The organism is Pseudomonas sp. B392_1p (assembly GCF_052245235.1).
Lineage (GTDB): Bacteria > Pseudomonadota > Gammaproteobacteria > Pseudomonadales > Pseudomonadaceae > Serpens > Serpens gallinarum.
Genome location: NZ_JBQPXM010000001.1, coordinates 442,529 through 455,524, shown reverse-complemented (window position 1 = coordinate 455,524; position 12,996 = coordinate 442,529). Strand labels below are relative to the sequence as shown.

11 protein-coding genes and 1 pseudogene are annotated in these 12,996 nt (G+C 62.0%); 4 read left to right on the top strand and 8 right to left on the bottom strand.

What is annotated here, in order from left to right:
- Position 1 precedes the first annotated feature (1 nt).
- Together ACTV8E_RS02105 and ACTV8E_RS02100 are read right to left on the bottom strand one after the other, a co-directional pair.
- Positions 2-829 (bottom strand): TIGR03915 family putative DNA repair protein, encoded by an 828-nt coding sequence (locus tag ACTV8E_RS02105; protein WP_443198303.1) that lies wholly within the window; start codon positions 827-829, stop codon positions 2-4.
- Entirely contained in the window at positions 829-2,043 is a 1,215-nt protein-coding gene (locus ACTV8E_RS02100) for a putative DNA modification/repair radical SAM protein (protein ID WP_443198302.1), read from the bottom strand. Before ACTV8E_RS02100 ends, ACTV8E_RS02105 begins: the two co-directional genes overlap by 1 nt.
- Before the next feature lie 85 nt (positions 2,044-2,128).
- Here ACTV8E_RS02100 and ACTV8E_RS02095 point away from each other — a divergent pair, with 85 nt between their 5' ends.
- Positions 2,129-2,539 (top strand): NUDIX hydrolase, encoded by a 411-nt coding sequence (locus ACTV8E_RS02095; RefSeq protein ID WP_443198301.1) that lies wholly within the window; start codon positions 2,129-2,131, stop codon positions 2,537-2,539.
- Positions 2,540-2,570: 31 nt separating this feature from the next.
- On the opposite strand, the gene ACTV8E_RS02090 is transcribed toward ACTV8E_RS02095, so the two are convergent.
- The 4 genes from ACTV8E_RS02090 to ACTV8E_RS02075 form a co-directional block, all read right to left on the bottom strand.
- The gene (locus tag ACTV8E_RS02090) at positions 2,571-4,502 is read right to left on the bottom strand and encodes a potassium transporter Kup (RefSeq protein ID WP_443198300.1); all 1,932 of its coding nucleotides are present in this window, start codon (positions 4,500-4,502) and stop codon (positions 2,571-2,573) included.
- 684 nt (positions 4,503-5,186) lie between these two features.
- A complete protein-coding gene (locus tag ACTV8E_RS02085) occupies positions 5,187-5,735 on the bottom strand; it encodes a hypothetical protein (protein WP_443198299.1) in 549 nt (182 codons plus the stop codon).
- Positions 5,736-6,006: 271 nt separating this feature from the next.
- Positions 6,007-7,197 carry a methionine adenosyltransferase gene (gene metK / locus ACTV8E_RS02080; protein ID WP_443198298.1) on the bottom strand — a complete coding sequence of 397 codons (1,191 nt, stop codon included), beginning with the start codon at positions 7,195-7,197 and terminating at the stop codon, positions 6,007-6,009.
- Positions 7,194-8,216 (bottom strand): ArsR/SmtB family transcription factor, encoded by a 1,023-nt coding sequence (locus ACTV8E_RS02075; RefSeq protein ID WP_443198297.1) that lies wholly within the window; start codon positions 8,214-8,216, stop codon positions 7,194-7,196. The genes metK and ACTV8E_RS02075 overlap by 4 nt, the downstream gene beginning before the upstream one ends.
- A gap of 249 nt (positions 8,217-8,465) precedes the next feature.
- Between ACTV8E_RS02075 and ACTV8E_RS02070 the strand changes: the two genes are divergently transcribed.
- Genes ACTV8E_RS02070 through ACTV8E_RS02060 form a run of 3 tightly spaced genes read left to right on the top strand, consistent with a single transcriptional unit; the run spans position 8,466 to position 10,781 of the window.
- Positions 8,466-9,458 (top strand): sulfurtransferase, encoded by a 993-nt coding sequence (locus ACTV8E_RS02070; protein WP_443198296.1) that lies wholly within the window; start codon positions 8,466-8,468, stop codon positions 9,456-9,458.
- Positions 9,459-9,473: 15 nt separating this feature from the next.
- Positions 9,474-10,604: a YeeE/YedE family protein gene (locus tag ACTV8E_RS02065; RefSeq protein ID WP_443198295.1), complete on the top strand. Its 1,131-nt coding sequence runs from the start codon at positions 9,474-9,476 to the stop codon at positions 10,602-10,604.
- Positions 10,605-10,613: 9 nt separating this feature from the next.
- Positions 10,614-10,781, top strand: coding sequence for a hypothetical protein (locus ACTV8E_RS02060; RefSeq protein WP_251835770.1), 168 nt, complete (start codon positions 10,614-10,616; stop codon positions 10,779-10,781).
- 48 nt (positions 10,782-10,829) lie between these two features.
- Here ACTV8E_RS02060 and ACTV8E_RS02055 read toward each other — a convergent pair whose 3' ends face one another.
- Complete coding sequence (locus tag ACTV8E_RS02055) at positions 10,830-11,543, bottom strand: methyl-accepting chemotaxis protein (RefSeq protein ID WP_433962683.1); 714 nt, start codon at positions 11,541-11,543, stop codon at positions 10,830-10,832.
- Between the two features lie 141 nt (positions 11,544-11,684).
- Positions 11,685-12,629, bottom strand: a pseudogene (locus tag ACTV8E_RS02050) (methyl-accepting chemotaxis protein); the annotation flags it as partial.
- Positions 12,630-12,996: the final 367 nt, after the last annotated feature.

Genomic DNA, 12,996 nt, shown 5'->3' with positions numbered 1-12,996 from the left:
CTTACCTCGAGTCGCGTATGGGGATGCGCTTGCCGGCCCAAGCCTTCACGTCCTCGGCCTGACCGTCACGTTGCGCACCGGTACGCGCCCGCACCAACAGGCCCGGAATCAGCCGGCCTTCCGGCAATTGCTGCCACAGGCGCTGCGGCAAATGCTGGCGCAGCGCCTGTGGATTGACCCGCGCCGGGTTGAAGGTGCTGCGGTAGTAGGCCATCCACAAACGCTCGCCTTCCGGATCGGGGGTGCGCGCCAGTCGCTGCCATTCCTCGGGTGCCTCGCGGCGGTAATCGAAGCGGTCGCCGTTGAACAACACCCCATCGCGCGGCGTCGCTATCAGCCAACTGTGCTGCCCCAGCCGCTCGGCGAAATGCTCGCAGGCCACCTCCAGCACCTCATGTTCGGGCTCATACCAGGCCACGTAGTCCGGCAGACCCTCGCCCTTCAACGGAGCGAAACGCACGAACGCATGCAACTGATGGATTTCCCGGCCCACCGCTTTGAGTCGCTGATGCAGCTCACTGCCGTCGAGATCGCCTGGCAACGCAGCCGCTGCGTCACCCTGGGCCACCCGCCAGAGAATCCGATAGAGCAACGCCCAACGCTCCGGCATCCGAAAGCGTGCAGCCCGCTCAAGCATGTCGAGTACGTTACGCGGCACCGTGACCCGCGCGCCGGGTGCATAACGCGCCAAGGTCTCTTCCGCGAACAGATCGGCCGGCATCAGCTCATCGCGCCAGCTCACGTAATCCGGCGGCACGCCGTCGTGCAGCAACGTGCGGGCCTTGTCGCGCCAGTCGGCGAACCCGCCGTCAATCCGTACGCAGCGCATCACCAGAGCGCCATTTGCTGGACCGGCCGCTCGGCCTGCTGCTGACGCAGCCGCAGGGATTCACTGCTGTCCTGCCGGGGGCGGTAGTCAGCGGTGACGATGAACGGATTGGCCTTGTCCAGAGCACAGCGCAGCCGGCGTAAGTCGTCATAACGAATTTTTCGTTGCTTGCGCAGTTGCTCGATGCGTTGCGCGGTCAGCACGCCGATGCCCGGCACCCGGGCAATTAGCGCGGGTTCTGCGCGGTTTAGATCCACCGGAAATTGCTCGCGGTGCTCCAGCGCCCAGGCGAGTTTCGGGTCGATATCCAGCGCCAGGTTACCGGGCTTGCCGAGCAGTTCCTCGGCACGGAAGCCATAGCCGCGCATGAGGAAATCCGCCTGGTACAAACGGTGCTCACGCAGCAGGGGCGGTGCCGCCAGCGGCACCGTGGACGGGCTGTGGGGAATCGGGCTGAACGCCGAGTAGTACACGCGCTTGAGGCGAAACTGCCGGTACAGGGTCTGCGACTTGCGCAAGATGCTGTGATCGTCGCTGCCGTCGGCGCCGACAATCATCTGCGTGCTCTGCCCGGCCGGGGCGAACTTCGGTGCTTTGGCTTCGCCTTCCACGGCCTGCTGCTGGTAGCGGATGGCACTCATGGCGCGCTGGATGCCGCTGACGGTCTTTTCCGGCGCCAGGCGAATCAGACTGGCGTCGCTGGGCAGTTCGATATTTACGCTTAAGCGGTCGGCATAGCGACCGGCCTGCTCGATCAGCGCCGGATCGGCATCCGGAATGGTCTTGAGGTGGATGTAGCCGCGAAACTCATGCACCTCGCGCAACAGACGCGCCACCTGCACGAGTTGCTCCATGGTGTAGTCCGGCGAGCGAATGATGCCGGAGCTCAGGAACAGTCCACTGATGCAGTTGCGCCGGTACAGGTCCAAAGTCAGCGTCACCACTTCCTCGGGCGTGAAGCGCGCACGGGGTACGTCGCTGGAGCGGCGGTTTACGCAGTATTGGCAGTCGTACAGGCAAAAATTGGTGAGCAGGATCTTCAGCAGCGACACGCAGCGGCCATCCGGCGTAAAGCTGTGGCAGATGCCCATTCCGCCAGTAGAGCCCACCCCCGTCTTGCCCTTGGAGCTGCGCTGCGGTGCGCCGCTGCTGGCGCACGACACGTCGTACTTGGCCGCATCGGCGAGAATGCTCAGCTTGTCGATGAGTTGCACGGTGGCGCTCTCCGCAAATACTGTATATAAACCCAGTATACGGAGCTACGCTCACCTTGCCAGCCCCCACCACAAGGAAACTTGCGTGACCTCACCCTACATTCACATTGCCGCGGCCCTCATCTACAACACCCAACGCCAGATGCTGCTGGTGCGTAAGGCCGATACGCCGTATTTCATGCAGGCCGGTGGCAAGCTTGAAGCTGACGAACGGCCCATCGACGCCTTGCGCCGAGAACTGAATGAAGAGCTGGGTATCGACCTGATAGACCAGCAGGCCGTTTGCCTGGGTAACTTCAGTGCCGCGGCCGCCAATGAACCGGGTTGCCAGGTCGTCGCCGAACTCTTCGCTTTGCAGCTCGACCAGCCACTGCAGGCCAATGCCGAAATTGCCGAAGCGCGGTGGGTCAGCTTCGCCGAAGCCGATCGCCTAACCCTCGCCGAGCTTACCCGAGAACAGGTGCTTCCCTTGGCCCGGCAACTGCTGTCGGCATAACGCGCCTCTTTGCACGTTCGCCTTTGCCCGTTCATAACTGCACCTGGCTGCCCAGTTCCACCACCCGGTTGGCCGGCAACTGGAAGTAATGCAGGCTGCTGTTGGCGTTGCGCTGCAAGAAGGCGAACAGCTGTGTACGCCATCGCGCCATCTCTGGTCGTGGCCCGGGGATCAGCGTTTCGCGACTGAGGAAATAAGTCGTGCGCAATGGCTCGAACGGTTTGCCATCCAGGCTCAGCTGTCGCAGCGCCGCGGGCACATCGGGTTTGTCCATGAAGCCGAACGATAACAGCACGCGATAAAACCCCTGCCCCGAGGTTTCCACTTGAGCCCGCTCGTGCGGCGCCACCCGCGGGCAATCAAGCGTCAGCACGGTCAATAGCACGACCCGCTCATGCAGCACCTGGTTGTGCTGCAGGTTGTGCAGCAAGGCCGGCGGCACGGACTCCGGGTGCGCGGCAAGAAACACTGCGGTGCCCCGCACACGCGGGGGCGGCTGGCTCAGCAGGCTTTCGATGAAAATCGGCAGCGGCAAGGCCAACTCGCCTAGACGCCGATACAGGGTCTGCCGGCCACGCTTCCACGTGGTCATCAAGGCGAACAACACGATCCCGACCAGCAACGGAAAGGCACCGCCCTCCAGAACCTTGGGCAGGCAGGCGAGAAAGAACAGGCTGTCGACGACCAGAAAACCAATCAGCAATGGCAGTGCCTGCCACCACGGCAGTTTCCACTGCAACAGCATCACTACCGCCACCAGCAGGCTGGTGCACAGCATGGTGCCGGTTACCGCAACGCCGTACGCCGAGGCCAGCGCACTGGAACTGCCGAAGCCGAGCACCAGCAGGACCACACCCACGAGCAGCACCCGATTCACCACCGCGATGTAAATCTGCCCTTCCATGTGTTCCGAGGTGTGCTGAATCAGCATCCGCGGTACATAGCCCAGCTGGATTGCCTGGCGGGTCAATGAGAAGGCACCGGAGATGACCGCCTGCGAGGCGATGATAGTTGCCAGCGTGGCCAGGCCAATCAACGGCAGCAAGGCCCAGGCCGGGGCCAGCAGGTAGAAGGGATTGCGTGCGGCTTCAGGCGTATCCAGCAGCAAAGCGCCTTGACCAAAGTAGTTGAGCAGCAACGCCGGCAATACCAGGAAAAACCATGCTCTGGCGATCGGCCGACGCCCAAAGTGCCCAAGGTCGGCATATAACGCCTCGGCACCGGTCAGCGCCAGCACCACGGCGCCCAGTACCGTCAGCCCGACACCTGGATGAATCGCAAAAAAATGTACGGCCCAATAAGGATTCAGCGCCTGCAACACCACCGGCTGCCGAGCAATGCCGTGCAACCCCAGAATCCCCAGCACCGCAAACCAGCCCACCATCACCGGGCCGAACAGCATACCGAGATGGGCAGTTCCGTGTTTCTGCAGCAGAAACAGCCCCACCAGCACCACTAGCGCCAGCGGAATCACCCAGTGCCCCACCCCCTCGAAGGCGACCTCCACACCCTCGATGGCCGACATCAAGGATATCGCCGGGGTGATCATGCTGTCGCCATAGAACAGCGCCGCACCGCACAAACCCACCGCCCCCAGCGCCGTACTCAGCCATGCATAGGGGCGCGCCGCACGCTGAGCCAGGGCCAACAACGCCATCGCCCCACCCTCGCCCTGATTGTCGGCACGCAGCACGAAGAGCACGTATTTCACCGACACCACCCAGAGCAGCGACCAGCAGATCAGCGACAGAATCCCCAACACGCCGGCGTGATCGACACTCACACCGTAGTGCCCCGAAAACACTTCCTTGAGGGTGTACAACGGGCTGGTGCCGATATCGCCGTAGACCACACCCGTGGCCGCCACCAGCAGGCCGAAGCCGGATGCATGTTGTGTTGGCGCTGCTGCCTCGTTGCCCGCTTCGTCCACGCTGGATACCTCGCAACCACTCAGGTTGAGCATGGACCCGTAGATAAAGGGGCGCTCGGAGCGGGTCGCACCTACATGCGCGGTCAGGGCAATCGCATAGACGTGGCGAAGCGGCGAACGACGTCAGTAACAGCCCTCGGCCCGGACTAGTTGTAGCGTCTGGTCAATCACCTGGGGATCGCGCAACTTCCGTCACTACATACCCTGCCCCGGACATCGGCCACTCGCTGCAGCCGGCAGGCCGAAAACGGAAACAGGGAGAACTCCGCCTGAGGGACGAGGGCACGCCTTCGTACCGCTCTACCGAGGCGTCAGATCCTGCAAATGACTATCGCTGAGACGCAGATGCAGCGTCACCGGCATTTCTCGCCCACAGTCAGCGCATCCAAGTGAAATTCGTACCCTTCGCGCGAGCGGCTTATCCGGGCATTCAATTCCCATATTCCGGTCCAGCCCTTGCTAGCAATGGGCAGTACATCCCAGAACTAATCATGGACCGCTCCGTCCCGCCTCAGAACTGAACGAGAGGCACTGTGTGTGGTTGTTAAGGCGCTCCACCTGTCGCCACAAGGCGTCATGGTCAGGCGGCGTATTGCCATGGTAAGAGAACCGAAACACGACAGCATCACCACAGCGGCCAGTCGAAACACAAAACGCCTGAACATATGATGTTGGCTCCTGCATGCATACCAAGCGGTGGCGTTTTCAGTTACCGCATTACCAATTAGTGATGTAGTGATTGTAAAAACCCGGCCTTTTAATACCGGTGCAGAGCCCTATGGAACTTCCGCCGTAACCGCCGGTACTGGACATGCCCACTCCCCAGGCATGAACGAATCCATAAAAGGGATCGCAAACGAAAAGATAGGTAGAGAAAGTACGATGCCTCACCTTCTCCAGAACATCGTCCTTGAAGTAAAGGTGGTAATAATTGCGCCCAATGGGAATCGCCAGCGGAATGGTTGCCATCAGTTGAATGGCTAGCCCCGCCCAAACATGCTCGCCTCCGCGATAAACCCAGACAGCCTGGCCATCCACATCGAGAATCCGATCCGGTTCACCCCAGTGCCGAATGACATCACTTTTGTTGTGAACGCGCGCTGCTGAGTAGTAATCAAGCGAAAAAACCCGGCTTTGATCTTGCTCATCTCGATTCAGGACCACTGATGTCCTCGGCATCATCGCTCGCCAATATTCGTCATGTTCCGAGGGTGCGTAGATGCCAGCCCCCACACAGCCCTGCAGGAAAAAAAACAATGCGATCACGGTCGTCTTTAAATGACTTGGCAAAACTCAATCCTTGTTTAGATCGATACTCCAGGAAATGGCTTGGGCTGCAGGCCCCTTGCTCTGAAGCCGAATAGTCAACCTACTCCCTACAACCCTATGCAATATAAAGTCGTAGCCGTCCATTATGTACCCGCCAAACCCACGTCCACCCAGCCGTTCGCTAAATCAGTTTGATTTAAAAACCCCGCCCAGCCTGCGCCGAAACGGGGTTCTCTTTATTACTGATCAACAGCGCGTAAGGCGTGCCTTACAGCCCCGCAGCCGCGCGCAGATCGGCAGCCTTGTCAGGCTGCTCCCAGCTGAAGGTGGCGAAGGAATCGTCACCCACGGTCTTCTGCTCGGGGATACGGCCAAAGTGGCCGTAAGCAGCGGTGGCCTGGTACATCGGGTGTAGCAGGTCGAGCATGCGGGTAATGGCGTACGGACGCAGGTCGAACACTTCGCGCACCAGGTTGACGATGGTGGCTTCCGGGACCTTGTTGGTGCCGAAGGTATTCAGCGAGATGGAGGTCGGCTGGGCCACACCGATGGCGTAGGACACCTGAATTTCGCAGCGCTCGGCAAGACCCGCGGCGACGATGTTCTTGGCCACGTAGCGGCCAGCGTAGGCGGCCGAACGGTCAACCTTGGACGGGTCCTTGCCGGAAAAGGCGCCGCCGCCGTGGCGGGCCATGCCGCCGTAGGAGTCGACGATGATCTTGCGGCCGGTCAGGCCGCAGTCGCCCACCGGGCCGCCGATGACGAACTTGCCGGTCGGGTTTATGTGGTACTGGGTGTCCTTGTGCAGCAGCTCGGCCGGCAGGGTGTGCTTGACGATCAGCTCCATCACCGCTTCTTTCAGGTCGGCCTGGCTGATGTCCGGGCTGTGCTGGGTGGACAGAACCACCGCATCAATACCCACGACCTTGCCGTCTTCGTAGCGGCAGGTGACCTGGCTCTTGGCGTCCGGACGCAACCACGGCAGCAGGCCGGACTTGCGCGCTTCGGCCTGGCGCTCGACCAGACGGTGGGAGAAGACGATCGGTGCAGGCATCAGCACGTCGGTTTCGTTACTGGCGTAGCCGAACATCAGGCCCTGGTCGCCAGCGCCTTGGTCTTCCGGCTTGGCGCGGTCGACGCCCTGGTTGATGTCCGGGGACTGCTTGCCAATGATGTTGACGATGCCGCAGGTAGCGCCGTCGAAGCCGACGTCCGAACTGGTGTAGCCAATGTCGCAGATCACCTTGCGGGCGATCTCTTCCAGGTCGACCCAGGCGCTGGTGGTCACTTCACCGGCAACGATGGCGACGCCAGTCTTGACCAGCGTTTCCACCGCCACGCGGGCGAGTTTGTCCTGTTCGATGATGGCGTCGAGCACGGCATCGGAAATCTGGTCGGCAATCTTGTCCGGATGGCCTTCAGAGACGGATTCGGAGGTAAAAATCGAGTATTCGCTCATCTATCGGTGTCCTGTTCTGACCGGTCAGTGAGGGTGCTTCGTGAATCCGGCCTGGCGAAATGCCGCAGCTGAATCTGAAAGCCGTTTTTAAAACCAATGTAAAGACTCTCGCCGGGCACAAGCCCTGCGGCGATGGCCCAACGGGCCAAATCATCCTGATCAAAGCCCAGCCAGAGATCGCCACAGGCTTCTCGGGTCCAGCTCTGATCGTGACTGCACAACTCGCTGATCAGCAGACTGCCGCCGGCCTTGACCATCCCGGCCAGCCGCTGCATCGCCTCGGCCGGCGCGGCGAAGTGGTGCAGCACCATGTTCAGCACGACGCAATCGGCTTGGGTGGCCGGGTCATCCAGCGCATCGGCCAGTTGCAGTTTGACATTAGTCAAACCGGCGCTTTCGCAGTGACGCCGTGCCAGCTCGAGCATTTCCGGGCTGTTGTCCAGCGCCGTTACTTGCGCAAATCGACGCGCCAGCTCGGGCAGGAAGGCGCCTTCGCCCGGGCCGACTTCCAGCGCTGTGGCCGTGGGGGCAAACCCCAGCGTATCCAGCAGGCTGAGCAGGCTGTCGCGGTACTGCGGCAGGCTGGCGATCAGGTCCTGGCGCGCTGCAAAACTGCCGGCCATGCGGGCAAAAAAATCCTGACTTGCGGCACTGCGCTGGGCATGCACGGCGGCAATTCGCGCCAGAACCTCGGCGGGCAGCGTGAGGCGGTCGACTTCGGCCAGCAAGGCGCTGTGCAAAGCGCCACCCAGCACCTCGGCCTGCGCCAGGCTGCGGCGGTAAAACACCGCGTTACCCTCGCGGCGCGTGGTCACCAGTCGCGCCTGCGCTAGCACCTTCAAATGATGGCTCATACCCGACTGGCCGATGGCAAAGATCTGTGCCAGTTCCAGCACGCCAAACGAATCGTTGGCCAGCGCGCGCAACACATTCAGACGCAACGGATCACCGCCAGCCTTGCAGAGAGCGGCGAGCTGGTCGTGGTCGGCAGTGAGGGGCTGGAGTTCTGGCAGGTTCATAGGCTGCGCAGTCTAGACGCTCACATTTTGCGCAGCAATGACCAATATCAAAATTTTTTGATATTGGTTACCCTAGCCCACAGCGCAACGAGGCTACCTCCTTACCTTTGGTTTATAAGCAAGCGCCATTTGCTATTTACCCAAGGGTCGAGCTTTGCCGTAACCTGCGCCTCCATTGACCAGCCACTGCCTCTGCGGCCTCGCCTGTACGGCGTGATCTGCAGCGGCTTTCGATCTGCGGACTCCATCATGTCGAACCATCGTTTCCTATCGCTGGCCTTCGTCAGCGTTTGCTTGCTTCCGGCGCTGCCGGTCCATGCCGAAGAGTCGCTCACGCCCGCGACCGCCACCGTGAGCGCGCCACTGAGCGCACCCGCACCGCTGCTTTCTGCAGGCGAACTGCAACCGCTGATTGGCCAAGCCCATGTGCGCATCCTCGATATCCGCGCACCGCAGGCTTATGCCGGCGGGCATATCCCCGGCGCCATCAACACACCGTACGGTCAGTACCGTGGTCCGGCTGACAATCCCGGTCAGTTACCCCAGGCATCAGCCCTGACCGCCGTGTTGCAAAAAGCCGGCATCCACCAGGACAGCCACGTGATCGTCGTGCATGGCGGCACGGACCACACTGATTTCGGCGCCGCGGCACGGGTCTACTGGACACTGAAGGTCGGCGGCCTGACTCGCCTGTCGATTGTCGATGGCGGCACGCGTGCCTGGCATGCCGCCGGCGGTGAGCTGACCACCGAAACGCCGCTGGTGCTGCCCAGCCAGTTCGTCTACCAGTACGACAAGGACCAGATCGTGACCCGCGACGAGTTGGCCGCCGCCATCCAGACCGGCAGCGCGCCACGCCTGATCGACTCGCGGCCGCCGGCGTTCTTCAACGGTGACGTAAAACCGGCCACCGCCGCCCGCTATGGCACCCTGCCCGGCGCGCACTCGTTCAACAACGCGCAGTTCTTTCCGGAAGGCGGCACCACACTGAAGCCGGTCGACGAACTCAAAGCGCTGGTCGCGCAAGCCGGCGCCGCCGAAGGCCCGGCAGTCTCCTTCTGCAACACCGGCCACTGGGCCGCCACCAACTGGTTCGTGATGTCGGAAATCGCCGGCAACACGGCAGTGAAGATGTATCCGGACTCGATGGTGGACTGGAGCCGCAGCGAACTGCCGATGGAGAACCAGCCATCGCGGGTCGAGGCATTGCTGCAAGACCTCAAGCACGCGCTCAACAAGTAAGACAGAGAACTCCTGATGCTTAACCTTAACCGTCTGTTGTTAATTGTCGGTGGCCTGGCCGGCGCCTTTGCCGTGGCTTACGCCACTGGCGTGCGCCAGGGCCTGCTGACCCTGCTCGGCATTGGCTTTGGCGCCGTGCTGCAGTTCGCCCGCTTCGGCTTCACCACCGGCTGGCGCGACTTTATCGAAACGCGCAATCCCCAGGGCATCTGGGGCCAGATGCTGCTGTTGTCGCTGGCAGCCATCCTGACCCTGCCGCTGATCGCCACCAGTGGCGGCGAACTGGTCGGCGCCGTCGCGCCACTGACCATCAGCCTGATCCTGGGCGCCTTCCTGTTCGGCGCGGCCATGCAACTGGCCGACGGCTGCGGCTCCGGCACCCTGTACAAGGCCGGCGCCGGCGCGCCGCTGTCATTTGCCGTGTTGCCGACGTTCATGATTGGCAGCTTCGTCGGCGCCTCCCATCAGCCGGCGTGGATCGCCCTGGGCGGACTGCCGGCCATCGATCTGCTGCAATTCGGCTGGCCGACAGCCGTCGCCATTACCGTGGCGGGCTGTGGACTGGTCGCACTGTGGGTTGGGCGCGCAGCAAAAAACGCACAGCCGGCGTTTGCCGCTCAGTCCGTCGGCGCTGCCGCGGTCAACACCGGCTCCGGCTGGGCCCGCCGCTGGTGGCTGGGCGCGCTGCTGTTGGCCGGGTTGTACCTGCTGCATATGCTGATCGCCGGTCAACCCTGGGGCATCGTCTACGGGGTGGGCGTGTGGGGCGCAAAAATCGCGTCGGCACTGGGCTGGAGCCCAGTGGGCGATCCGTTCTGGGGCGTCGCGCCGCATGCCACGCGCCTGGCCGAACCGCTGCTGGCCGACATCACCTCGGTGACTAATATCGGCCTGATTTACGGCGCCATCGCCGCCTCGCGCTGGAACGGCACGCCGAACATTCGCATGCCCTCCAACCGTCGCCTGATTGCCGCCTGCATCGCCGGCCTGGTGATGGGCTACGCCTCGCGCATGGCGTTCGGCTGTAACGTGGGTGCTTACCTCGGCGGCATTGCCTCGGCCAGCGTGCATGGCTGGGTGTGGTTCGCCCTGGCCTTTGCCGGCTCGATCCTCGGCGTGCGCCTGCGCACTCGCCTCGCCAATTAAGGAGTGGATATGGACAGTAAAAAAGCCTTCCTGACCGGCACCACGTTGTTCTGGCTGGTGATGCTTGGCCTGGTCGTTGCCGACACCCGCTCGACTGCCGGCAATCGCGTGGAACCTGCACCCTTCGCTTATGGCAGTGGCCAGGCGGCCTCGGGCGGACACTGCTCGGGACGCTAAGCTATAACGAGATGGGCCCGTTCTGGGCCCATCTCACATCCGCTCTGCTTACAGCCGGAAACGGCTCACCAGTGTCTGCAACTGGTTACCCAGACGGGCCAGCTCAAGGCTCGAGGCAGCGGTCTGCTCACTGCCTGCAGCGGCTTGATCCGCAATATCGCGCACGCTCACCAGGCTGCGGCTGATTTCTTCGGCAACCGCGCTTTGCTGTTCGGAGGCCGCGGCGATCTGCTGATTCATCGCCTCGATATTCGACACGCTGCCAGTGATATTGTGCAGCGCGACGCCTGCATTACGCGCCAGCGCCACGGTGCTTTCGGTGAGGTTGCAACTGCTCTGCAGGCTGCTCGCCACACGGTGCGTTCCGCTCTGCAACCCGGCCACCAGCTCTTCAATTTCTTCCGTGGACTTCTGGGTGCGTTGCGCCAGGCCACGAACCTCGTCGGCTACCACCGCGAAACCACGGCCGGCTTCCCCGGCGCGGGCCGCTTCGATTGCGGCGTTGAGTGCCAGCAGGTTGGTCTGCTCAGCCACCGCCTTGATGACGTCCATGACGCTGCCAATCTTGTGGCTTTCTTGCTGCAGACTGACCATCGCCTCGCTGGAACGATTGACTTCGCTTGCCAGACGTTCGATCTGAGCAATCGCTTCAGTGACCACCTTGTCACCCTGGGCGGCCTGATCGTCGGCCGTCGAGGCGGCTTGCGAGGCATGCTCGGCGTTGCGCGCGACTTCCTGCACAGTGGCCGACATTTCCTGCATCGCGGTGGCGACTTGATCCGTTTCGACCTTCTGCGTACGCACACCCACACTGGTCTGTTCGGTTACGGCCGACAGTTCTTCCGCAGCGCTGGAAATTTGCGTCACGCCATCGCGAATGCCACCAATCAGCTCGCGCAGGGTGCTGCCCATCTGCTGGATACCCTGCTGCAACTTGCCCATCTCATCGGTGCGCGTGACGACTTTCTGCTCGGAGAGGTCACCGGCGGCAATGCGCTGAACGTCATTCAGAGCGTGCTGAATCGGCCCCGTGATCTGGCGGGTGATCACCACCGAGGCAATGACGCCCAGCAACAGCGCGAGTAATGCGCTGCCAACTTGCAGGGTGCGCGCCCGCGCGCCGTCGTCGTCACGCAAGGTCTGCTGCAGGGCGTTCAACTGTGCACTCTGACGCAGCATGTCATCGACATACCGGGTCATGTCGACGCCAACTCCGCCCACTTCGGAGTTATTGGTTTTGTAGACGTCCAGCGAGCCGAAGTAACGCCCCATGGCCGACTTCAGTTGCACCAGTTCGTACGCAAAATAACGGGACAACGTGGCCTCGATCTTGGAAAGCTCCACTTCGGTGGCTTTCATCTGCTCGGTCAGCTCACGCTCACGCGCTTCCGAAGCCAGCATCATGTAGCCACGCACGGCATAGCGGGTGGTCAGCATGGCGTCATTGAACGAGGTGAAGGCCCGGAACAGAGCGTCTTGCTCGGCCGACTGCATGCTCAGAATCTTGCTGCGCACACTGTTGATTCTGCTAACTACATCGTTGCCGTCGCTAATCATGTCGCGCCGCGCCTTCTGGGTCAGATCATAGGCAGCGCGCATGCGCTCCAGAGCCTCGCGGTAGCTCGCGACAGAGGGGCCAATCGCTTTCAGCAGTTCCAGGCTTTCACCCTGCAGACCCTGCAGCCCGCGCTGGTAGACCTGCTCCAACCGCTCGAGCTCGGCCTGGGCACGCCTGCCCTCGGCTTCTTCACCACTGGTGCGCATATATTCGAGGCGGCTGATCTGTAGCCGGCCGGCTGCCACGTTCAACTCGCTGATACCCGCGGCATGCAGACTGCTCGCGTCCATCTTGTTCAGGCTGCTCCAACCGACCAGTGCCAGGATAAGCGTGAATGCGAGCACCAGGCCGAAGCCGAGTCCAAGTTTAAGATTGACGCTGATATTGCCGAACCATGTGTTCATCGAAAAAAATCCCCGCAGCTTAAAGGAGCGGACGCGCGGGGCGTTTTTTCTTGTCCTGCCACTGTCGCAATTCCTTTTGTTGTATCGACCATCCTGCGCCTTGCTTGAGTTCGATCGTGGGCTGGAGCTCGGTCCTGGCGTGCAGACCACCGGGCTCGCCTTTCGCCTCGAAAACACGATGCGCCTGCCTCATCTACCGGGTTTTTCAACGTCTACACGCGTTTATGCCCAAACTTCCAGCCCCATACGTCTT